Consider the following 25,219-nt stretch of genomic DNA (forward strand, 5'->3'; position numbering starts at 1 on the left):
TATAATTGGTTCCATCTACAACAGCCGCAGATACTAGGATTAAGATAGAAATAAAGAGCCAAGGCTCTCGCCATGGCTCTCGAGAGTTACAACTTTACAGCCCCAAGAAATTATAAATAACCTGAGAGGCCTCCGCTCTAGTTCCGACCCCTTGAGGTATAAATAAATTACCCTCTCGACCCTCGATAAGATGCAAAGCTCTCGCGTTTCTAACATAAGTCACGGCCCACGGTGATACAGCGTTCTCGTCATCAAAAGCAGATCCCGAATGCATGGCAGCATCACTGTGCTGCATTCCATAAGCCCGCATGAGCATGGCGACCATTTCTTCTCGTGTAATCGATGCCTGAGGCGCGAAGGCTGTTTCGCTCTTTCCTTCTACAATTCCTGACTTTACCGCAATGGAAACCTCAGGATAGAACCAGTCCGATACCGATACATCCGAGAAATGGATGTTTCCTTTGTCAGTTAAATGAAGAGCTCTCACCAGTAGGGCCGTGAATTCAGCCCGAGTAACCTTCCGCTCTGGCTCAAAATCCGAGTTGCTTGTTCCAGATAAAATATGTTTAGCAGCAAGTTCGGTAATAACATTCTTCGCCCAATGAACATTTGGAACATCCTCAAACGTTTTCGTATATTCTAAGGCTGCATATTTACTAAAATGATAGATGTCAGCTGAAACTTCACCGTTTGCGTAGGTCCCCCCTATAAACTCAAGCGTTCCGTCATCCGCTATGTAATAAATGGAGATCAACTTGGCATTTAAGGAAGGATCTACTTTTAATCGCAAAGTGATTGGCTTTGTGAAAGTTGTCAAGGAAGTGATCTGATTGTCACCTGTGATTAATTGCAAACTGAATTCGTATACGTTGCCAGACGATTTTAAACCAACGTTCTGGGATTGCTTGCCCAGGTCTATCAGAGTGTCGGCTTCACTGATAGACAGCGGATTCATAGTGAATACGAGCTTACTTTTATTTAATTGTTCCTCGGATAAATTTCCTCTTAGCTGAAGCAATACCTCGGGAGGAAGCTCCACACTAAGATTCTCCTTCTTGATCTCTAGACGGGTCTGGGGATCCGTACCAATCCGATTCACCGCTATATTCACTTTATTGGCAGTAGTCGGAAGCTCTACGGTTTTTTTGCCTTGACCATCGTCCGTAATCTTTATCGGTTCAGTGATAGGATCGGTATTACCGCTTGAGTTTGAGTTACCATTACCATTACCATTACCGTTACCGTTACCGTTACCATTACCATTACCATTACCATTACCATTACCATTACCATTACCATTACCATTACCGTTACCGTTACCGTTACCGTTACCGTTACCGCTATTCACAACGCTAATGCTTTTCTGAGCGCCACCAACTGCCTCGAAAGAATTCAATTGGGAATCCACTAAGATAATTTTGTCAAGCATGATGTCGGCTGTTCCAGCTGTTAGTCCTGTAAAGGTAAGTGTATATAGGCTACTATCCCCATCTAATCCACGATTAGCCCCTATGCTTGTACGCGCGAGCTGAAGCTGATTGCCTTTAATGATAGGGGGGACTGTAAAGCCTCCGGATACATCGCTTACGGCAGACATAAATTGAAGCTTTGTCGAATCATAAGTAAGGTTTAGCTCATAGGCATATAAATCATTCAGTTGCAATCCTTTGATACTAACCTTCAGTTCACTACCAACAGTAGTCGAATCGGAGGTTGTTGTTAATATAAATTGGGGTGAACCTTCAGCATGTGCAGGTGATAGGGGAAGCATACAAATTGTGTATAAGAACATGATTGCAAGAACTCTACCCATCAAACCTTGTCTTCTAAGCATACCTTCTTCATCCTCTCCGCCAAAATACCGGAAAGAAGGTAAATAGTTACCTTCTTCCGGAAATCATTGCTTGCTTTAGTAATTTAGGATAAGTCTTGCGATGTACGCAAAGTCGGAGATATCAATCCGCCCGTTATGATTATTATCGTAACGCTTAGAGATGCTCCAGTCCGGTGAATCGGAGGTTTTATTGTAATGTTTAGCCAGGAGTCCCAAATCACCGATTGTAGCTTGAGTATGAATCGAACTATTAAATGCTTGCAGCGCACTGCTAAGCTGCGAGACCGCCTGGTTTACCTGATCTTGCGTAGCTGAGGCATTCAACGCCATCGTTTGTGCATCGCTTACTACCGACTGCAAGACCGCTTTGGCGCCGTTTGGATATTGTCCCCACAGATTACCTTCCGTGGAATCATTAAGGCTTGCGACTGCCGTTTCAATAGTACTATTTAAAGCAGTTTTATCGATTATGTTTGCGGCTATGGTAACGTTATACGTGGAGCCGCTATTCACGGTCGAGACCGTTCCGTTGTCATCGGATACTTTAACATCTGTCAGGTATACGGAACTAGTGACCGTACTGGACGAAGGAAGTGCCTTAAACTGAAGCTGAAGAAGTTCCTCACTTCCGTACACCGCATTTGCCACACCTTGAGAGTAAGTCAAAACACGGACATGACCCGGTGCCACAACATGACTGTCAGCGACGGTAACTCCGGTCTTCAAGGATTGAATGCCTTGAAGCTCGAGCTGGGAGGCATTATAGTTTACGGTTATATCCTGCGCATATACGCTTTGTGTTACGTTTACCAAACCGTAGTTCACATTAAATGACTGGCCTGGAATAACATTACTTATACCCGTTAATGTCGCCGAAAACCCTGCCTGACCGATGATGGAAAGTGAATTGACACTTATACTTGCGTTTCCTTTAATAATACTCAGTACATATTGACCATTCTCATAGGAAATAGTACTGGTAACTCCAAGTGAAGTTAGCGTAGCGTTGTTAGCCAGTAATGCTACTGCTTTGGTTTTCAATGATTCTGCGTCATCACCTGTTGCATTCGGAACCGTAATCGTGTTGCCAATTAGATCTGCCGCTTGTTCTACAGCAAGCTGGTCTGCGTCGGCATCTCCAGTTTCCGCCAATGTCTTCACTAAGGTCACATTAGTGAAAGTCGCTTGCAGATCTGCTGTAGCACTTAAGTTTGTTGCATATAATTGTACTTTTGCATCCTTGAAGAAATCAGGAGTAAAGGTTGTCGGAACAGTAACACCTGGTTTACTACTCATAATCGTCCAAGTTGAACCACCATTCGTGGAAAAATACCCTTGTGCATCGTTTCCACTCTTCACAATGCGGAGATAATAGTCTGTGCCACTCAAGCTCGTTTGACCTGTTGTATTTGAATTTGGCGTCGTGCCTGAATTACCCGAACTATTAACTTTTATACTTGTACCAACTCTTATTGCATTGATTCTAAAGAACTCACCGCTTGAAGGTTTGCTGATACCAAATCCTACTTGTGTATTATCAGTGAAACTAGCATCACTGAGGGCTTTATTCACGCTAATCTTCGCTGTAAGTGTCCAGTTGCCATTTGCCGAACCCGGGAATTGCAGCATATTATGGCTATTCGGGTAATCGGTATCCGATTTGGTTGTGGTAACCGTTGCACTTCCTGCTGCATTATAGGTTACAGCATTCACTGTCGGATTGACTACCTCCCAACCTGCCGGAAGCCCGCTCGCAAAGTTAATGACCTCACTTGTGCTGAATGCTACTTTGTACGTCTTGATAACAGTTTGGCCTTTAATAAAACGTACAACAGCTGTACCTACATTACTGTCAGCCTGCGAAATACTTACTTTTACATCTTTATCATTTGTAGACGCCGTTACTTTTGGGATGGCATTACTTGTTACTGTATAAGCATAATCCGTCGTAGTGGCATCAAAATTTGCTGGTTGTGCGCCATCGATGAAAATATTATACGATGGTATCACTTCAGGTGTTAACGAAAGCTGATCTGCATAAAGGATGTTGGAATCCTTCGCATACATTGCCAAAACAACCTTGGCAGTACCAGCTGGTTCATTATAAGTGAATGGTTGGTTAGGTGTCTCATGCCAGTCAGCCACCTTTACATCTACAGGCTGGAAGGAAGTTAAACTGACTGGTCCTCCCTCAAGGATGCGACCAACAAGTTGGCCACTGGCGTTCCAGTAAGCAGGATCTCCGGCTTCACGAGCTGCATAAGGTTCAGGCATGTCACGTCCATTGATTCGGGTCATGCCCAGCTGATTTCCGGTGCTGTCGTAATAGACCAGTGCGACTTCCACGTCACCCGGGTTCTCGGCAGCTATGTCATAGCTCTCCGGACGACTCTTCATGGCAAGAAAGTACCCTTTGAAGTTGTACTTTTCACCCTTGGTCAACTTACTAGTGACATCCTGCCACAATCCATCATATTGGTCTTGGGCATTGATACGGTTGGCAATCTTACCAGAACCAGCCACCTTTGATGTAGAATTGTTTTTCAGATAACGGGAAAGGCCCGAATAGCTCTGAATGTTATCCGCTGTTAAAGCAGGTCCTGTGACGGATTGTTCAAATGTTCCCTTATTGTAACGACCCCCAGACCAATTGTTTGTATTGGAGGCAGTTGTCGTATCAAAATCGCCATTGAGCAGAATGTTGCCCGGAATGGACACCGTCGAGTTGTTCGCTGCCGTACTCCAGTCGGAGTCATTGGCTCCAAATAGGAAGCGGTCAACGGTAATTGAACCGTTAGTTACGATGTAGAGATCCTTATGGCCATATGCGCTTAAGTCGCCCGTGTCTACCATGTCCTGATATTTACCGTATCTATCATTGGCAGGCACATAGATATCAGCTACCTGTGTACCTTTGGATAAGATATCAGCTGTGCTGCTCACAGGTGTTCCTACCGGCAGGACATAGGCTTGAAGATTGCCGCCTTTTGCTGACTTCGTCTGTGCCGTCAGATTTAACAAGTGTCTGCGGACCACACCGCCGTTAGCGGAACCATCCGCAAAGTTAAGGTTTTTGTAAGCGAGGTATGTACCATCACCCAAGGTGACAGCCTCGTTGTCACGACCGGCAACTCCTGCTGCGTTACCAGGTACGCTGTTGTCATTTGCTTCCGCTTCAAGGGAGGAGAAAATATCGCGTTCGCCATCAAGACCGTTATAAGTGGCAAAAGTGCCTTGTGACGGTACAATGGTAACGATGCTAGCCGATGGGATGTCGATAACGAACTTGCCATTATTTACAGGTATCGTTGCCAGCTTCTTCTGATTCTCGCTGCCTGAGGTACGGAACACGGTTACACTCGTGGTACCTGCAGGGAAGTCCTTCAGCGTGAATTCCAAGGGCTGGATGCTGTCATCATTTTTGGCGTTGGAGACTGTCATCGCGAAATCATTATTCATTGGGTTCTTGAAACCGACCACATTGATATCAGTTACAGGTGCACGTGTTACATCAAAACGTACGTCGCCGGGCTTTATAAAGCGGGAGAAATGGCCATAGCCGTAAAAGCGTTTAAACAAACGGTATTCGCCAGTCAGCGTACTGGTATGTCCTGCCTTCTGCTGTGAATTGTTATTTACAAAGCGAATCAAATCAGAGCCGTCTGCACCGTTGTTATCCCACATACTCCACCATACGAAGCCGTTGAATCCTGGATTGCTGGTGAACATATTAGTTAGCAGGTTGGACCAACGCACGGCGTCATTAATGTTCTGATTGCCGTAACGCTGCGTATAAGCACCAGCTGATCCGTCACCGGTATCCTGATTCATGAACTCAGCCTGCCAGAGTTTATACCTTGTCAGATACTCCGGATACTTGGATCCATCCTTTGTATAATCCAACGGACTTTGGGAAAAGTCACCCGTATGGTACAGCTTCGTTTCATCCGTTCCAATACCGACTGTACCATACAAGTGAGTGGTAAACGTGTCGAGATACGGATTTTTATCTGATGCATTACCTGGGTCGGTTTCAGAAAATACCGTTCCGCCTCTGCTTAGAGATGCACTGAGGTTGGTACCATCTACAGCAGCTAGCTCCGGTATAAAATCAATAATCTTACCAGTTGGATTCTTAATATCGTAGAGCGCACCGCCTGGCTGCATAGATTTTTTCAGGGTAGGACCGATGTAGCTGTCAATAAGCTCTTGCACATATGCAGCGGTTCCGCCTGCAAGGTCAACCTCATTAAAGGGATTGATATCGGTAATGGGAATACCCCACTGCTCCCACATGCCTCGGATATAATTGACGAGATAATCGGCATAAGCCTGGTAGTAAATTTTTACTGGCTTACCGTCGATTGTAGCTACGTCCCCGCGAATGATTTTGTTAGGCGTATTGTTCGACGTATTACTCATCCAGTAAGGTACGGTCCACGTGCAGGCATAGAATTGCTTCACGCCATACTGCATAGCCTGAAGCATCGTCCATACCTGATCGTAGTCGAACAGCTCTTTTCTGGTCCGTGGCGTATTTTTGATCACTACAGGATCTTGCCCGGGTGCACTCAAGAGATTGGTTGGGCCTCCATCGTCATTTGCAAGCGGTTGATTCCAAGATGGGTAATCCCATACGAAACCCTCTACGGGCACCAGCGTACCTGGGTCATGTAACGGCTCGTTAGGCCAAATACTATCGGTATTGCCGTCGTAGAAACGGTCACTTGCTTCAATTTTATATCCGTACTGACCGGCTGTCCCCCTCATGGGAATGGGATTTCCCTGGATATCAAAGCCGGGTTTTGTGACATCTGCAGGTAAGCCTGTAACAGGGTTGAAACCTGGGCTAGTTGCTGTCGCGTTAGCGGTGGTGAGGCCGCCGTTATCGCCGATGATCACACGTACAATGTCGTGTCCAGTTCCGTCTTTTTCGCTGAATGTCAGATTCAGCAGATGCCTTACGGTGTCCTGATAGCCAGCTGAAGCTAGCTGCATCATCTGGACGGAATCCGTGTATGCATAGGCGGCACCTAAACCATCCATCGTCTGATATTGCGTGTACCAGTTAGCTGTTACTGGAGCAGCACTAACCGCTGCATGAACCGAGGTGGAAACCACCATAGGGGCAATGGCGGATAACATCAGGGCGCTAACCAAATTAATTGAAAGCGTCTTTCGCCAGTTATTTATATTCATTTTACATGTTCCTCCTTGTCGAATTGTATACGCTTTCATAGCAATGAGATATGTTCCGTACAAATCATTGATGCCATCAGGTAACGAAATAACAGCGCTAGTACTGCGAAGAGTTTTATACCGCGAGCTTGTTGTTATCGCAATAATTCTCCTCTCCTTCGAGTCTACGCTTATCACTGCATGCATGGTTAGGATGTTCTCACATCTCACAATGATTCGCTGGATGCTGATGGTGCGGTAGAAGGCGATTTACAGGAAGCGGGTTCTTTATCGCCTCTGCCACCACCAGCCAGCGATCCAACCAATGCAATTAATGTAGCCAATGTTCCCCCTCTTGTATTTCATTTATAATGTGTCCTACCTGTTACTATAGTACCAACTCGCAAGTAAGTTATATATATGAATGATCCACGAATTGTTATAAAATAGACCGAAAATGCATACAACCTACGGATTCCGCCGTTTTTTCCGACAGCAAATGCGATTTTTTGACTTCTAAATGAAACTGTTTTATTGCTTTCTGAGGTGAATAGTCCGCATTATTTAGCCCGCCCAATACGGTTTGGAAGTGGTTACTGTCTCACCCGTCATTATCGCCTTCTCGATCATCATACCCAAATAGTGGTCCTGGGAAGCCTCCGCCAAACTGTAAAATTCTGGGCCGCCGTTAATATATTCGGCCATCTTCGCCAGACAGCTGGCGATGGCAATTTCATCGTCATACAGCCTGGCTGGAGCAAACGGGTTCCGGTACAGCCATTGTTCCCCGCAAAGAATTCCTTGAAGGAAATAGCCTTCCGCATTTTCATACTCCCCTCGGTTAATTCGCTTCAAATCCATTTGCAATGGAACCGTGTTTTCCTGCTGAATCAGAATCCGATTATCGAAAATTTCTCCTCGCTCTCCCCTTATGGAAAGATGGTTGGAACGAATCCATGATCGATGCTGGTCTTTGGTAAAGTCATATATCCCCAGCCTGTCTCCGAAATCCAGCCACGCTAGATCCCTTTGCATGGGAATCATCCTGTCTTCTGATGGTGGACCACTCCGGGTCGGACCGCTGACCCATTTGGATTCGAAACGCATGGCTTTGATCTTAACCTCCTCAAATGTGATCCCCAGAATCCGGCGGATCAAGCTGACGGCATGGTACAGTTGGGAAATGGAAACCGTCGTTTCCGAAACAACTCCGAGTTTTCCCGAACGGATCATGGCCAACCGAGCTTCCTGAACTGGATGAAATTGGTATTGCTCGGCCACCTGCACCCGGGCACCAGTCAATGTCAGTTTGTCGTGTAGAAGTTCTAGTCCCTGCATATCTGGTGCAGGCGGCGTTTCTAGCAAAACCGGTATCCCTACCTCCGCTAACTTGAACAAATAGTCCATACTCTGAGAGCCACTTACACACAGCACGAAGAAATCCGGTTGGTCGTGCTTTAAAAGTGCTTCCAATGATTTGTAGGCTGGAACCCTCCATTTTTCTTCCATCGCTTTCGCTTTGGTTGAATCCCTCACGACCATGCTGCTGATTTGAAACCGTTCCGGTAACGCTTGGGCGATCCGTAAAAAGTACTGCGCTCGAAAGCCAGCTCCACCGATAATACTGATTCTCACTCCCATTTGACTTTCCCCCTAAATGATTTTAATTCGCCCCCCAAAAAAAGACGGAACACGTGTGCATGGACAAAGCAGGCCCTTCTCGGCAGTGTTGTTTACCAGGGTAACCAATTGAAAGCGTTACCGAAAACTGGCATAGACTTCGAGAAGGGCATCTGCGGCAGAGGAGTCACATTTTAATGAGGTCTGTCGGGTTCATTCCGGTCATTTTTTTGAAAAGTAGGCTGAAATAAGGGAAGTTTTTGTATCCGACGCTCTCTGCAACCTCATAGACCAGCATGTTCCGTTCCAAAAGCAGTTCCCGGGCTTTTTCGATCCTGACACGGGTCAGGTAGGTGTTGAAAGTTTCACCGGTCATATTTTTGAAAATGATAGACAGGTGATTCCGTGAAATAAACACTTTATCCGACAGTACGGCCAACGTTAAATCCTCCGCATAATGCTCGTGAATGTAGTGCGTAATGAAATCAACGACCTGACGGTGTTTGCTGCTGCCCTTCCATTGTCTACTGTCGCAGATAATGGAGATTTTCTCTGATAGCCACTTCTGCAGCTGATCTGGCTGAATTAAGCCCTTGATCTCCTTGACAATCTGGTCATTCGTGAAGAGATCATCCAGCACATGTCCCGCTTCATAAAGACAGTATGAAATAATTCCCCATAATTCACTTCCCAGCATCTGAACATATTCAGAGTCTATCCCCACATGGCTCTCCAGTTCTCTGATATAATCGGCAACCAGCTGCTGCGCCTTTGTTTCCTGAACAGCCTTCATGGCATTGGCCAGTTCGTATGAGAATTTTACTGGAAACAGGGCTACTTGCTCCTTCTCGGTCGCCACTTCTCCCTGATAAACAAAAAACTCAAAGGATGGGGCTGGGCGTAGTTGTCTCAAATCGATGGCTCGGAATGCTTCCTCTGTTGAATCTGGAATTTTGGTCCAGTCGGACTTGATGCTACCGCTTCCGACACGGCTCATCAATTTCAGATAGCTTGCAACGCTTTCAATGATCTGGATGCCCAAGACTTCAAGGGCCTTTTGGGTGTGTTCATTGTTATCTGCTTCTGGATGGATAATCAATACGGCTCGCGTGCTGTGAAGCTCTGTATACTCAACGGTAGGAAATACCCTGCGCGCCAGTTCGTAAACGATATTACTCACTGCGAATCGAAATAGGTTCCAGTCTGATACTGAAAATTTGCGGACTCGCTCATCGCGGATTAGCTCGATCCCGAGCACTGCATGGTTAGTATAGGACCAGAAGCGGTAAGGTTGAGGCAGAATTCCCCCATTTTGGTTAGCATTGTCCAATGTGCCTACTGCAGCTGACCGCACCCATTCCTTCTCAATAAATGGCTCGTACAACATCAGCTTGTGCTCTAGCTCTCCTTGCTTCATCCGCTTTTCTTCCTCATCCATCAACTCATGGATAACCTTGTTTAGGATCATCTTCAACGTCGGCACGCTAATAGGCTTGGACACATAATCACTGACGTTATGCCTCAGGGCCTGTCTGGCATGCTCAAAATCGGAATAACCACTCAAAATGATAATTTTTCCGAGGAATTCTTCTTTTCTTAATTGTTCAATCATGTCCAGGCCGTTCATTAGGGGCATATATATGTCTGTTATAACAATATCCGGCTGTGTAGTCCTGATCATATTTAGCCCGTCGATGCCGTTCGATGCTTCCCCAACCAACTTCGTTTCTAATTCCTCCCAAGGAATGTTACGCTTCATTCCTTGAAGTACTTGGCGTTCATCGTCTATAATGGCTATCTTCCACACCAAATTGTCCTCCTTTAGCTATTACAAATATCAGCATTCAAGAGTGATAAGCCTAATACGTATGCCTGGAACAAATAAATCCTTGACTGCTATAAAATTAATATTAACTACCTTTAAACAAAGTTTAAATAGGAATCATCCACAATTTATTATAAAATATCACGATTCCATCCCTGTGTGCATTTCATCCCTCAATATTCATTGATAGGCGGTTCCGTCAACAATGGAAGAAATATTTCAACTCGGGTTCCACCTTCTTCTCGTTCGGACAGTTCAACGCCGTAGATCTCGTGGAAATAACCAGCAATTCTTTCCCTAACATTGCGTACGCCGTAACCACCGGTATGGCGTTTCTTCTTATTTTCCACCACTTGCTGGAGACCGATGCCGTCATCATCGATTATGATTTGAAGCAAATTATCCTTACGGTTCATCTGGATATGGACATAACCGAATTGCCTTGTGTTAAACCCATGCACGATAGAATTTTCCACGAAGGGCTGCAATGTCAGCTTGGGGATATACAGACCCATGACATCTCTAGGCACATCAATGAAATAATTAAGGCCTTCGCCCCAACGGAGTTGTTGGATTTCCAGATAGCATTCGATATGCTCCAATTCACGCTCAATCGTAATGAAACTATCTCCGTTTGATAGGCCGATCCGAAACATTCGTCCCATCAGTTCCAGAATCTGACTTAGCTCGTCATGTCCGGCATCAATAGCCATCCAGTTCAACTGGTCCAGCATGTTGTAGAGAAAGTGTGGGTTAATATTTGCCTGAAGCGCTTCAATTTCAGCTTTGCGCTGCTGCTCATATCGACGTTGTAAAGACAAGTATAATTCCTCAATCCGCTCATTTTGCTTGCGGTAACCAGCAAATAAATAGCCAAACTCGTTCTGATAATCTCCTGGTAATTCCAAATTTTTACCCCCGATGGAATAGGAACTCATGGCAGTTACCAACATATGTATGGGCTTTGTAAATTGTCTACTTAAATAGAGTGTAAGTATTAACAACAGCAGGACGGCGGCAACACCAATGATACCAATAACCTCTGCTAAATGGATGCTGCTGGCTGTAATCTGGTTCCAGGGTGTCATTTCAACTAGTGTCCAATTGGAATTGGCCAACTTCGAATACACCAAGAGTGAATCTTCCATTTTGGAATTTCCGTGAATATGAACATAGCCGGACTGCTCGGTTTTCATATTCACCCATTGGCTCACATCCAACTGCTTCCACGTTTCTCCGACTTCCAAGAATTCCTGTCCATTACTGTCTGTCATGATTCGATTGGAATCGCTTGAACGGCCAGATAACAGGGACCGGATTTCTTTAGCTTTCACATGAATAACAACGACGCCCAAAAAAGTATTATTAAATAAAATTTTTCGCCCAAAGCTGAGAACTGGAACATCCCCCTGTAAGCTGGGGATTTCATACTCTCCTGTCCAAGCGAAATCATTTTTGTCCAAATACTTGTCCCACCCTTGCCTATTTAAATCCTTTATATCCCAGAATTGAATGTAGCTATTTTGCTCTTTCAGGAAAGGACGTTCCATATACAGATCGATACCTTGTATAAGAGGAATGGAATATGTCAGGTTTGCCATCGCATTCTGAACATTATCGGCTTTCTGGTGCCGGTCAAATTCATCCTGACTATTCCAAAGAAGTCTAATCAATTCGTTGTCACGAGAGGTGGACAAGGAAATCTGCTCAATCATTGTAAGTCGTGTCGAAATTTCATTATTTAGTTCATCCATTAATTGCTGTTGATAGTGGGAGGTGTTCTTCACCAGTGCTTTGGAGGAAATATTGTAGCTCGTCCAAACAATACAGGCGAGAACTACAACGATGAGAACAAAAAAGCTGCGGAAAAATAAGCTTTCAATTCGAAATTTCTTAAAAAGATTCGTCATTCGGGGCATCTCCTTACTTGGCTTTATGTTAAAGAAAACGGTAAAGCTACGAAGGAAATCCGTCTCTTTACCGTTTTCAAGTTGCTTATTCAAATTCATCTTAACCCTTAATCCCTGATGTCGCAATGCCCTCCACGAAATATCGTTGCAGAAACGTAAATACGATAGTGGCAGGGAGTATGGAAACCAGAGACATTGCCAGTAATTGTCCCCATTCTTGGGCGGACTGTGCGTCGTTGATCATACGCAACGCCAAACCTACGGTGTACTTATCAACTGAGTTCAGGTACAGCAGGTGACCAAGGAAGTCATCCCAGTTCCACAAGAAGCAGAAGATCATAATCGTTACGATAGCAGGCTGGGTCAGTGGCAGAACCACTCGCCAAAATATTCCGAACCATGAACAACCATCAATCTTGGCAGACTCATCAAGATCCTTCGGGATACCCCGGATAAACTGAATCAGCAGGAAGACAAAGAAACTTCCGCCCGCGCCACTGGCTACCAAGTGGGGAACAACAAAAGGGAGATAGGTGTTTACCCAGCCCAGTTGGTGGAACATAGCATACTGAGGAATAATCAATACTTGTGCAGGCATCATCAAGGTCATCATAAGAATGGAAAACCAGAGGTTCTTTAACGGGAAATCCAGACGTGCAAAGCCGAATGCGACCAAGGTTGTTGAAAACAGCGTTGCAATCAGAACCATTGCTTCAAGACTGAAGGTGTTCAAATAAAAGTCGGTGAAGGTGCGTCCGGGAATAGCATGCCATCCATCCGTATAGTTGCTCCATTTCGGTACGGAAGGGAAAATTCCAGGAGAACCAAGTTCTGCATTCGATTTCAGCGATGCGCCGACCCACCAGATCAAGGGATAAACCATTACAATACTGAACACGATCATGAGGGTATGGCGGATAGTAGAATTCCATTTTATAGTCATTTCCGTTTCTTTCCTCCTGTGTCCGTTTCGTAGAAGACCCAATACTTAGAGGTGCCCGCAATAATAGCCGCAACTATGACAATCATGATCAGCATGATCCAGGCCAATGCGGAAGCATATCCTAATTCATAGCGGCTGAAGGCCCTCTCATATAGGTATAGTGCGTATACATACGTAGAATTCATCGGTCCGCCATTGGTAATAACGAAAGCCGATGTAAACATTTGGAATGAGTTGATTACACCCATTATCAAGTTAAAGTAAATAATTGGTGAAAGCATTGGCAGCGTAATCTTGAAAAACTGTAAGACTTTGTTCGCGCCATCTACAGAAGACGCTTCATAAAGATCGTTCGGAATTTGCTTTAATCCTGCAAGGAAGATAACCATGGCTGAACCGAATTGCCAGACCGTCAGGAGAATTAGCGTCCATAACGCAGATCCTGGATTCGTGATCCAGCCTTTTCCTACAATACCGAAAATGGAAAGAATTTCGTTGAATATTCCGTCAACACCGAATATATTACGCCACAAAATAGATACAGCAATGCTTCCGCCAATGAGGGAGGGAAAATAAACCGCAGTGCGGTAAAATGAAATCCCTCTCATTGCTTTATTCAAGAGAGTTGCCACCAGTAAAGCTGCGACCAGTTTCAACGGAACTGATGCCAACACATATTGAAATGTTACGCTAACAGATTGGGTAAATCTCGGATCATCTGTAAATATGCGGAAATAGTTCCTAAGACCAATCCATTTGATTGGTTCCAGCAAAGTATAGTCGGTAAGCGAATAATACAGTGATAACAACATGGGATATGCCGTCAGCCCAAAGAATCCGATTAACCATGGAGAAATAAATAAATAGCCCGCAAACGGGGCATCCCATCTGCTGAAAAACCTGCGCTTCTTTTTCACTTCTGCGCCGCTTGGAGCAAAGATAGTAGAATTGTTCAAGTGTGATCACCTCTGTACTTTCCTTATAGTAGGTATTTTTATAATTTAATTATATAAGTCGCGCTTCTCAGGCTAAAGTAGGCAAATCATCGAATTATTATAAATTATAACGAAAAAAAGAAGAAGCTAGCCAGGCCGCTTCCTCGTTTTAGTTAGTAAAAATTAAAAGATTGTAACTTTTTCAGGCATGAATCAACCGTCCTGCTTGGTCGGCAATCCCGCTTTTTCTGTAGAAATACGTATTGATCCGGTCCCTCCATTCTTTGGCATGCTCCGCTTGCTCTTCAATACGCTTAGCGACTTGCTTATGCAGAACCTCATCCATGGTTCCAGCAAGACTATACCAAAGTGTTACTAGCTGCTGAGCCTTTTCTACACCTTCGAAATGGGTATCATAAATATGTTGAATAACGGTTTTGCCAGAATGAAGGACATGGGTATAGGGAACATGATGGAAGAACAACAGAAGTTCATCCGGGCAATCTGCGAGGGATTCATATCGCTCGAAATTAGGTGTGTTGTACTGGGATGTATATCCCGTCCCCGTTGCCACTGTCCGATCAACTCCGATTCCTTGCCAATCGGCATAATGATAAGTCCCCCATTTGGAGTATTCGTATCCGTCAACATCAGGGCCATAGTGAGTATGGGGAGTAACCATAAAACCTACGCCGAGCGGTGCCGTATAAGACTCATAAATGGCTGGCGAATTTAATAGTACGTTCTTGATAACCCTGATGATGTTTTCATTATCACCGAAAGTTAGTTTGATCCAATCATCAGCAATATCCTCAGAAGTCATGTCTGGATTCCAAACCAGTCTTCCATAGCCGTATAAGTTGGCTTGCGCTAGCAAATGGCCTGTCCAGTTAATGTCATTGCCGATATTGGAAACAGCAGCAATACCTGCCAACTGGTTACCATGAACGGTACCACTGGCAATCCGCTTGATGGTGGAGCCTTCACCTTTGGTGTAAGTTTCAAAGTCCAGGATTTCCTTCCAGTGTGGGATCAAATAAAATACGTGGCGTTGCTGTCCTGTATACTCCTGGGCAATTTGGAATTCGAGTACCTGATTTGTGGACGACATGGCTCCAAGTAGTGGAGAAATAGGCTCCCTGACTTGGAAGTCCATAGGACCGTTTTTGATCTGCAAAATGACGTTTTCCATAAATCGGCCGTCCAAGGGTTTGAAGTGATCGTAGGCTGCTCGTGCACGGTCGGTCTTTCTGTCGCGCCAGTCTTGCTTGCAATCATACACAAAGCAACGCCAAATCACGATACCGCCAAAAGGCTTCAATGCTTCAGCCAGCATGTTGGAGCCGTCAGCATGATCACGGCCATAAGTAAACGGCCCTGGACGGTTTTCCGAATCCGCTTTAACCAAATAACCGCCGAAATCTGGGATAGCCGCATATACTTCGGCAGTTTTTTCCTTCCACCATTGGCGGACTTCCGAGTCAAGGGGATCCGCAGTCTTTAGACCGCCGATTTCGATAGGGCTGGCATAATTGACGGATAGGAAGAGCTGGATTGCGTATTTACGGAAAATGGCAGCTAATTTAGCCACTTCAGGCAAAAATTCTGTAATAAGCTTGCTTTCTACTTTATGAACATTCACATTATTGATCACAATTGCATTCAGCCCTGTGGATGCAAGCATTCTTGCGTAATCCCGAATCCTGTCCAAATCTTCGGTAATCAGATTGTCCTTGAAAAAGATCGATTCGCCAGCATAACCCCGTTCTACACTGCCATCCATATTATCCCACTGGTTGATCATCCTTAGCATATTGATAGGATTTTCGACAATATCTATTTCATCTACAGAGGAGCCTGTGCTTAATAGACGTAGCAGGTGAAATGTGCCGTATAGCACGCCTTTAGCGGAAGATGCGCCAACAGCAATACAAGCGTATTCTTTATCAGATTTGATGACATAGCCTTCCGATCCGACCAATGCAATTTTCTCTGCTCCTAATACACGATCTACAAGAGGATGGTTGCCAAATGTTCCAAGTGCAATAACATGTCTCCCATAGTCCACAATTTCCGGCTGTACGCCCAAAATGCCCTCCAAACCCCGGGTTAATTCAGACACTGCGGTTTGGATAACCTCATTTTTTTCCGTGACTGCAATTCGGTTAAATTGCGCATATTGATTGTAGCGTTCACCTGAAACCAACTGGCGGTATCCCAGCCATGCTTGATAGCCGCTGCCGGCTTGAAAGTTAGATAATGTGCCCATGAATAAATAAATCCTCCTCATTTTTGCCTTCATTATTATCTCAGCGCTTGTAATCCCAAAGGTCACCTGAAAGACTTTCTATAATACATCCACTGGCCCAGGGCATTAGGCAAAACCATGTACTAGCCGGCGAACCATCGCTATATGTCTCCGTTACCAGCCCTTCAGAATGACAGAATCGCTCTGACATCCAACCCTTTTTCCCATAATCAAATTCTATATCGTACCGATTATAGGTCTGACATCCCCATTCGACAGTATCTATCATCCGATCACGAACATAATGATCGTTAGTGTTCTCCACGAAGTACAGCAGTTCATCAACAATGTTGCTGGACATAGGATGGATATGCGGATTCGCAGTAGAGGTGACACTGCCCCCACAGCTTGACCAGCCAATTTTGCTCAGAGGCGCTACTTTTACTGGCGAATTATAACAGAACTTGAAGGTGAATTCGTAGTCTATTGCATCCCTCATATGCTCCAAATATAGCTTATCTCCTGTAAGAGCATGCAGGTATCGAAGAGCCTTTATATATGCTAGAATCCCCTCCGAGTCTATTGCCTTGTCTGCATCGAGGGGAGCCCCGTAGCATTCCATCCGTTTTACATAGGTTTCATAATAATGTCTTTCACTTTTCCGCAAGCTTTCAAGATATGTCTTGTCGCCAGTCAGCCAGCTTCTATAAGCCATTGCCGCCATGCACCACGTTCCGCAGAAAGCATCATATTCTATGCCAGCGCCTGTTAATTCCGAAAGAATGTAAGGGTATTCGTCATCTGTATTTTTTGTTCCCTCCATTTTTACTAGAACCTTCGTTACAAAATCCAGCCAATCGTCATGGAGGCATTGCTTAAAACGTTTTTCATACTCATAAGCCTTCAAAATATAATACATGGCTTGCCCAATCAGGTAAGATGTATGCCCTGGTGTATGCATTCCGTCAAACCACCATCCGTTGTTTGACCAATTGTTATTGTCATAAGTTGCAAAGGGAAGCCCCGTAGCAGGGTTCAGGGATTGCTCAACCATATTTGTGATACATGAGAGAGCCTGATTTCGCATGGATTCATCTTCGAGCCGCAGGGCTGCCATCAAGACTGGTACTGCTACTGACAATCCATTTGTCCAAGTGAGAGAAAATATTTTATTGTATCGATATCCACCGTTGTCTTTGTCTTCAATAACAAAGCCCGAATAGCTCCTGTCTGCCGGAAGCCATGCATACTGATAAATTGCTTTTGATAAATCTGATACTGTTGTTCTCGGATCGCTGGCTTTTCTCGGGCGTTGATGATAGCGATAATAGACCTCTTGAATAGCAGTATTGATACCCAATTCTGATTCTGCCGCATATTCATATAGCTCCAATGTAAACGTCACAGATTCCCCTGCCGCCAGCTCAAAGCAATTCTCTTCAAGAGGTGCCCGATTTTTTACAAGTGTTGCCTTAATGAATAACCACGGCGCATTCTCATAACCGAGTGTGTAACCGACAGTTCCTTTGGAAAGGGAACAAGTATAGCCGCCGTACTGATAAAATTCCCCTTCGTTGTCAGGCTTCCACTGCTGCTTGATTCCTTGTTTATTGATAAAATAAGGGCTGGCACAAAGTCCATATATTTTTCCGTTGTCATATACAAATGCAACAGGATGAGATAGCCGGTCACTTCTTACCATCCACCAAGGTGAAGCTGGACGGGGCGGATTTCCGTCCCTCAATCTCGGAAACTCTTTGGGCACGTTCAGGGGAGCTTCCCCACGGTTCCTGCCATACATGAATGCGGGCAGGAAATAGCGAGGTTTTTTTTTCACAAAAGGCAATTCCACGTGGATGACCCCCGACCATGCAACGCTGCCTTCATTGCTTACCGAAATCTTTGCCTGAAATGGATCTTTGGGCCTACCGCATCCGCCTGTTATATCTAACGATGCGATCAAACCATGATCCTGCAGTTCGGAATAATCGGTTGTTTTCCCTAATTTACTTCTTGCTGTTAGTATCAGTCTTTCCATGATACCCTCCATTTTCTTTGGTTGCACTCTCCCATAAACTTCAAAAAATTAAAAGATACCCCGGAACATATTTTGTTCCAGGGCATCTAGCATTGACTACTTTTCGTAAGACTTCGATGCAGATTTCAACTGATCAAAAGCTTGTTGCGGGGTGATTTTGCCAAAGGTAAGTTGATCGCCAACCAACGTCCAATCCTTGTCAATAAAGTTGGTCCAGCCGCTTGTTGAATCCCAAGTTTGGCCGTCTTTCTCTGTTGCGCGAAGCAGGTCTAAACCGACTTTGTCTGCATCACTAAAGCTAGCTTGCAGAAGGGCGGAAATGTCTTTGTTTGCAGGCAATCCACGTACTGTTCCCAAAATTTTAGCTGCTTCAGCATCATTGACGAACCAATTTACAAACTTCTTGGCTTCTTCCTGCTTCTTGGAGCTTGCACTAACAGCCAAGTACATGGATGGCTTCAGCCAGCCGCCTGGAGCGGAGACGCGAGGCATAGTAACCAAGGCATAAGCGCCTTTTTTCAAGCTATCATACGTACCATAGCCATTAGAGAAGGCATAACGCACCAGAATTTTCCCTGAAACCATCAGGTCCAATTTAGGATCATTTTCTTTGTCAGAGGCGTTTACGTCAGCCGGAGGAACAAGTCCTTCCTTACGCAGTTCTTCGAATTTTTTAGTCCATTCAAGGTAAGTGGCTTGATCCACATTAAATTTGCCGTCAGGGGAGACTACCGCACCTTTTCCTTTAGCATACTGATAAGCGGAGTACACGAAGTAATTGCCGCCGTAATCCTTGGTGAAATAAGTTCCACTAGGTAGTTTGGCTTTGGATTCCTTGGCTAGAGCAAAGAAATCGTCCCAGTTCCAGCCATTTGCGGGATTCTTGATGCTTAGCTTATCCATCGCCGCCTTATCGTAGATCATACCAAAAGCAACAGAGCCAAGGGGAATAGCGTATTGTTTACCACCGGATTGCCCGCCTGCCATCAGCTTCCCATCGAATTTGCTTACATCCACAGCTGGAGTCAATTCAGCCAATTGCTTGCGTGCAGCCCAATCGGGAGTCCAGCCCGGATCAAGCTGTACGATATCCGGCGCGTTGTTGGCAGCCGCTTGAGTGGACAATTTGTCCAGATATCCGTCCATACCTGAGTATTCAGGTTCGAATGTTACGTTCGGGTTGTTTTTGGTGTACAATTCAAGTGCTTTCAATGTTGCGTCATGACGGTTCTGAGCACCCCACCACATAATGCGAAGCTTAACCGGCTCGGTGGATGCCTTTGTCGTCGGTGCAGCAGTTGGCGCTATAGTGCTTGTTGCTCCTTTGTCGCTAACACCACAAGCAGCCAGCGATCCAACCAATGCGGTTGTTGTAGCCAAAACAGCTAGAGAACGTTTCCATTTAAACATTGTTACCCCTCCTGTATTTCATGTATAATTTTTATTTCTATTACAATATTAACAACTCAGTAATTAGATTGATATATGGATGATCCACGATTTATTATAAAAAAGACCGATTATGCATACAGCAGAAACATAACCTAAAAAGCAATGATCTGGTGCATACATAGGGTCAGAAGCTATCAATAAGTGATAATTTATATCAAATTATAATGCTATCAACTTTCGATAAAATATACTTATAATGGTAATAGAAAGCGGATTCAATTAGGTATTAAATGCAACAAGGGGGAATTGGTGTGAAAAAGGGTGGATTGGGCAAGAAGCTTCGCAAGCTACATTCTGCTAATGCTTGGATTTCGCTGTTTCTGGCAGTAAGTGGTATTTTGCTTTATATACCGCCCATGCGGGCTTTGTTAGGAGAAGGCCGGGTTTGGGTGAAGCAACTGCACATCGCAGTTGGGCTGGTATCCTTGGCGGTTGTCATCCTCTACCTACCGTCCATCTTAAAACATCTCCGCCAGTTGTCTGGCCGCAGAGCCCAGCAAGGTAACCTCGTGGTAGTACTTGTACTGTTGGCAGGCTGGATCGGGTCTGGCATTATCTTATGGAGGTACCGGTCGTTTCCTCCGGCCTGGAACAACACAGCGTTACTAGTTCATGATTTGCTGACGTGGTTTGGTATTCCGTACGCTCTATACCACTCATTCACACGAAGCCGTTGGCTAATAAAGGCGGGCAGGGATGATGCTCGGAATGAGACTGCCCCCCCGAACAAACCTTTGAAGGTCATGGATCTCGGCTCCTACGAACCATCAACAGGAAGGGTATTCCGCCATATATCCCGGAGATCCTTCATCAAGGTGGGGGTGGGGGCGATTATGGCGGCTGCCGCCGTGCCCCCGTTTACCCGTTGGCTGACCTCCGTAGTCGGTGACTCAAACCTCCCCTCACTTCAGGAAGCGGAGTCCATGTCTGCGGGTTTTCTGAAGCTAACACCCTTGCCAGATTCGCTGCCTCCAAAGGGAGGTGGGGCGAAGGGCAACTTCAGAATCTATACCGTGACTGACATACCTAAGTTCGATCCAAATAACTGGACGTTTACTGTCGACGGTTTAGTGAATCGGCCTTTTCAATGGAACTGGACCGAAGTCCTGGCTTTCCCCCGCCAAGTGCAGATCAGCGATTTTCACTGTGTCACAGGCTGGTCGGTCAACAGCTGCACTTGGGAAGGCATTCCCCTGAACCAACTGTTAGAGCAAGTTGGTGTCAAGGATGGAGTGAAGCTCGTGAAGTTTTATTCAGCTGACGGCGAATATACAGACAACATCACAATAGAACAGACCTGGATGGAGGACGTGATGATCGTGCTTCTGCTGGACGGCAAGCCAATTCCCCGAGAAATGGGAGGCCCAGTCCGGTTGGTGGTGCCGCAAATGTACGCTTACAAGTCAGTGAAATGGCTGAACAGAATCGAGCTTATTGACACTGATCATATCGGTTACTGGGAGAAGCGCGGCTATGCCAAGGATGCCTGGATATGGGTTCCACCTATGTAAGCTTTTAGGAACCAAGATAATTTTATGCAAACACGCAATAATACCAGAGGTACTTTTATGTTTCTTCACAAACTCATACAAAAAAGTGAGATCTCCTAATATTCTGGGATCTCACTTTTTTATTTAATGCTTCTATATCTTAATACAATCCGAATTCTTTCACGATGTCCCAATACTACAAGTCCTTCAGTGGCCTCCATAAGTTAGTGAGCCATTTTCTATCCTCACTAACTAACCTCCCATTCGAAGAAAGGCAGATGACTTAGACTAATTCCTTTTCTTACCTTGAGAATTCAATAATTTGCCCCACATGCATTTGGATTAAAGGCTGTCATTACGGCAGTTTTTTTGTAATTGGGCTTGCTATTTTACGGATAGGGTATAACTAACGAATTAATTGATGGTGGTTGCGACATACGCAAGATCCCAGATATCAATTTTGTTATCGACGTTCATATCAGCAACCTTAGCTTTTGCCCAATCTGCGCTAGTGGAGTTCTTGCCATAGTGATAAGCTACAATCGCGAGGTCACCTACGTTGGTGTCGCCATCTCCGTTTATGTCTGCAGACTTATTAGCTGTTGCTTTAAATGTATCAATGGAGGTGTTGAGTGCTGCGAGAGCACTGTCAACTTGGGCTTGAGTTGCGCTTGCATTGTCTCTTACAGCAATTGCGGTGTTAATTGCTTCAAGGAGTGTGTCTTTAGCTGCTTGCGGATATTGGCCAGGTCGAGCACCTACAATAGCCGCGTTGTACAGTGATTGTGCACTCGTAATTGCTGCATTCAAAGCAGTTCTATCCAGTTGAATAGCACCAACGGATATAGTCTTGCTGCTCATTGCCGCAGTTGTTACGGTTCCATCAGGACCGCCAGTCTTCGCTTGAGAGACTGCAATGGTTCCAGTTGTATTCTGAACACCGGACTTTACCTTAAAGGTTATATTCAAAACAGGTGTGCTAGTTCCGGCTACCCCTCCGATATTAACGGAAATGATTCTCACTTTTCCAGGGGTAGCAGTATCTTCGCTAAGAACCTGAATATTACTGGTTGCACCCGCTGCACTGACATAATCGAATACGCTGGAATCATAGCTTAGCGTGATATCCTGTGCGTACACGCTTTGTGTCACGCTATCCAGGCTAACAGCTGCTGTGAAAGTACTTCCAGGTGTCACACTGTTGTTAGCTGCGATTGTTGCTGTAAGCGATTTGGCTTCTCCATTACCGGGTGTATAGATTCCAAGATCGCCAAGGTCAATTGCATAGCTGCTCTGAAGTTTCTCGTATTCGCCTGCAAAGAAATCATCCAGGTATGAATGTCCAAGAACGAATCTGTCCGGATTCACGGCGCCATAGTAGCCGGCATTGGCATTGCTCTGACTGTCAAACAGCACATAGCTTCCCTGCCATCCTGAACCGGCTACGCCCCAGCTGATGATGTGATCGATGTAAGGGGCGAACCTATTGAACAGTTTGTACATCAGTGCGTACTCATAACCAAGGGCGTCAGACTGTCTGACATTGAGCACTGCGGGAGCGACCGCGCCGCCGCCTGGAGTGTTAGTCGGCATCTTAAGGTCAAGTTCTGAGTAGGCAATACCGGAAAGAAGGCCTTCGTCAATGAGAGAAGCATAGAGGGCCATGGCATATTGGTTATCGCTTGCAAGGGTCTTTCCAATCGAATCGTGTCCCTGGATACCGATGTCTTCGATAAGTGGTCTTCCGTCATACAGCGGATCGGAGAGCCATGCGGTGTTCAGTGCGCGAACCATGTTGTATACAGTCCTCGCTTTGGTGCGATTAGAAATGTCGTAATCGTTATAGGTCAGTTTCGGAGGATCGTTAACGATATATGCGTTAATGCTGCCAACGTTGTCGTGTCCGTCGAGCTTCATGTACTCGGGAAGGTTAGCGTAGTTGGCTTTGTATGCCGCCGCCATCTTGGCGTTAGGGGCCGCGATGTGCGCGTTTTTGAAGAGTAAGTAAATGTAATGCTCGGAGATGTCGCCGCCAATTAGATCATCCGACATTGCAGAAAGCCAGTTGGTGTTTTTGAGTGTCTGTCTCCAGCTGTTCGGATCCGCGGGGATGGTTTCGCTGTGTCGGCTTTCGTGGACCTCTTCGTTGAGTACGTCCCATGAATTGATGGGGATTACTCCGCGGGATACACTTGAGCCATACTTCGTGTCTGTGGTCAGGAAGTGCCGCATCACATACATTGTGTGGTTAAACTGCACTCTTCTTGCCATTTCTTTGTCTACCTTAACCGTGGTTGTAACGCCGTTGCCCAATCCGTAGTAATCGGTTGTTCCATTATATCCCAATGAAAGGGTCGCGGGAATCATCTGTCTCATCCATGCAGGGGCCTGGTTGTACCATGCCAAAACATGGGCGTGAGACTTATACTGTCCAGGAGTTCCGGAATCCCTGATCGCTTGATAAGAGCTGGTCGGGAAACTGTATTCACCTATACCAGGGGTGGTGGTTGCGCCGCTCAGCGCCTCACCAGTAACGCTTTTCAGCCAGCTTGGGCCGCGGGGATGCGTTCCATCGGCCTTGAGATTGTTGCCGTCGACAAAGATTTCATAGTGATTGGCTCTGGTTCCGGTTACTGCTCCGGTTCCAATCGTACCGACCATGAACGTGCCATTTTGCTTGTTGTAAACATTCTTTAAAGGCGTTACGACACTCTGGTTTTCCTTGTTGACAACGTTCGGAAGCGCAACGCCGTTAGGGTCCGGTGCGGTTATTTTGATGTTGGCGACAAGAAGCATACCAGTTTCTGCGGGACGCCCATTCTCGCCATGGAGCTCAAGAATGAAGTTCGAGGAAGTGCCTGTTGTGGCGGTAATGCTGTGATGCTTTAACAACCAAGTTTCACCGTTGTAGCTGCCAATCCAGTCGGGGTTAAGGTTGTTGTAATCATATTCCCTGAGGTAAGTATCGATGTCAGAGCCGGCATTCCTGATTCTCCACCTCATGAATTTTCCCTGCGCGCTCTTGGGATAGAACACATCAAACTCAATAGTTGAGCCTGCGGGGACATCTACACTCGGCGACAACGGAGATTGAAGAGTCATTCCTCCGAAGGTGGTCTTTCCGTTATGGACGTAATTGATCTGGAGCACATCAGCCTTGCCTTGGGAATCTGCAAAAGGATACGGAATCATTTTGAATGTACCACCAGCAAAGTCGGCGGGGACACGGTTGTCAAGCGGGGTTCTTGAGGCCCAGACATTGGTGGGCGCGGTAATTTTTACAGGTATTTTACCAGGACCCGGATCAAGACGGAAATAGGGATTTGAACCGTCCGCTTTGATCTTTCCAGTGAAACTCACTATTGCGTTTTCAAGGCTGGCTATGGCTTCGCCGGCGGGAGTGAGCGCATTGCGCGCGAACTCAAGCGCGTTATTAAGATCTTTAAGTTCGTCAGCGTACACCCAAGGGAAAGCTTTGTTCACATCGGATCCAACGTCGGTCTGGCTAATCTGGAGCGGGAATTCCTCGTTGCCGGCTTTTAAAGCTTCGGCTTGTGCAATGAGGTCGTTCAGTTCATGTGTCAGTTCGCCTCCGGCCGCAGCGGCTGGGACGGGGGCAAACGCGAATAAAGAGAACAGCATGATGACTACGAGGATGCGGGAGACGTTGATTAAGGCTTTTTCACGGTTCATCTTCGTTTTACTCCTTTTCTTAAGGCAACCTCTAAAATCTCGTTTTAGAGTCG

General features: G+C 45.6%; 12 protein-coding genes. 1 reads left to right on the forward strand and 11 read right to left on the reverse strand.

All coding sequences use genetic code 11. From position 1 onward, the window contains the following. Positions 1 to 94: 94 nt before the first annotated feature. The 10 genes from ACSQ8P_RS24110 to ACSQ8P_RS24155 all read right to left on the reverse strand — a co-directional run bounded on the left by ACSQ8P_RS24110 (position 95) and on the right by ACSQ8P_RS24155 (position 19,941). A complete protein-coding gene (locus ACSQ8P_RS24110) occupies positions 95 to 1,834 on the reverse strand; it encodes an S-layer homology domain-containing protein (RefSeq protein ID WP_436237510.1) in 1,740 nt (579 codons plus the stop codon). A gap of 75 nt (positions 1,835 to 1,909) precedes the next feature. Further along, positions 1,910 to 7,033, reverse strand: a complete 5,124-nt coding sequence (locus ACSQ8P_RS24115; protein ID WP_436237511.1) for a hypothetical protein — start codon at positions 7,031 to 7,033, stop codon at positions 1,910 to 1,912. 543 nt (positions 7,034 to 7,576) lie between these two features. Further along, a complete protein-coding gene (locus ACSQ8P_RS24120) occupies positions 7,577 to 8,653 on the reverse strand; it encodes a Gfo/Idh/MocA family protein (protein WP_436237512.1) in 1,077 nt (358 codons plus the stop codon). Between the two features lie 166 nt (positions 8,654 to 8,819). Then, on the reverse strand, positions 8,820 to 10,439 hold the full coding sequence (locus ACSQ8P_RS24125) for a response regulator transcription factor (protein WP_436237513.1): 1,620 nt from the start codon (positions 10,437 to 10,439) through the stop codon (positions 8,820 to 8,822). 191 nt (positions 10,440 to 10,630) lie between these two features. Then, positions 10,631 to 12,367, reverse strand: a complete 1,737-nt coding sequence (locus tag ACSQ8P_RS24130; protein WP_436237514.1) for a sensor histidine kinase — start codon at positions 12,365 to 12,367, stop codon at positions 10,631 to 10,633. 100 nt (positions 12,368 to 12,467) lie between these two features. Beyond that, on the reverse strand, positions 12,468 to 13,310 hold the full coding sequence (locus ACSQ8P_RS24135; protein ID WP_436237515.1) for a carbohydrate ABC transporter permease: 843 nt from the start codon (positions 13,308 to 13,310) through the stop codon (positions 12,468 to 12,470). Then, positions 13,307 to 14,266 (reverse strand): carbohydrate ABC transporter permease, encoded by a 960-nt coding sequence (locus ACSQ8P_RS24140; RefSeq protein WP_436237516.1) that lies wholly within the window; start codon positions 14,264 to 14,266, stop codon positions 13,307 to 13,309. Before ACSQ8P_RS24140 ends, ACSQ8P_RS24135 begins: the two co-directional genes overlap by 4 nt. A 181-nt stretch (positions 14,267 to 14,447) precedes the next feature. Then, positions 14,448 to 16,514, reverse strand: coding sequence for an alpha-glucuronidase family glycosyl hydrolase (locus ACSQ8P_RS24145; RefSeq protein WP_436237517.1), 2,067 nt, complete (start codon positions 16,512 to 16,514; stop codon positions 14,448 to 14,450). A 40-nt stretch (positions 16,515 to 16,554) separates the two neighbouring features. Further along, a complete protein-coding gene (locus ACSQ8P_RS24150; RefSeq protein ID WP_436237518.1) occupies positions 16,555 to 18,558 on the reverse strand; it encodes a hypothetical protein in 2,004 nt (667 codons plus the stop codon). A 69-nt stretch (positions 18,559 to 18,627) separates the two neighbouring features. Beyond that, complete coding sequence (locus ACSQ8P_RS24155) at positions 18,628 to 19,941, reverse strand: ABC transporter substrate-binding protein (protein WP_436237519.1); 1,314 nt, start codon at positions 19,939 to 19,941, stop codon at positions 18,628 to 18,630. 293 nt (positions 19,942 to 20,234) lie between these two features. Between ACSQ8P_RS24155 and ACSQ8P_RS24160 the strand changes: the two genes are divergently transcribed. Continuing rightward, positions 20,235 to 21,494 carry a molybdopterin-dependent oxidoreductase gene (locus ACSQ8P_RS24160; protein ID WP_436237520.1) on the forward strand — a complete coding sequence of 420 codons (1,260 nt, stop codon included), beginning with the start codon at positions 20,235 to 20,237 and terminating at the stop codon, positions 21,492 to 21,494. Between the two features lie 393 nt (positions 21,495 to 21,887). Here ACSQ8P_RS24160 and ACSQ8P_RS24165 read toward each other — a convergent pair whose 3' ends face one another. After that, positions 21,888 to 25,166 (reverse strand): endo-1,4-beta-xylanase, encoded by a 3,279-nt coding sequence (locus tag ACSQ8P_RS24165; RefSeq protein ID WP_436237521.1) that lies wholly within the window; start codon positions 25,164 to 25,166, stop codon positions 21,888 to 21,890. Between the last annotated feature and the right edge of the window lie 53 nt (positions 25,167 to 25,219).

Source organism: Paenibacillus sp. LjRoot153 (assembly GCF_964253085.1).
Taxonomy (GTDB): Bacteria; Bacillota; Bacilli; order Paenibacillales; family NBRC-103111; genus Paenibacillus_E.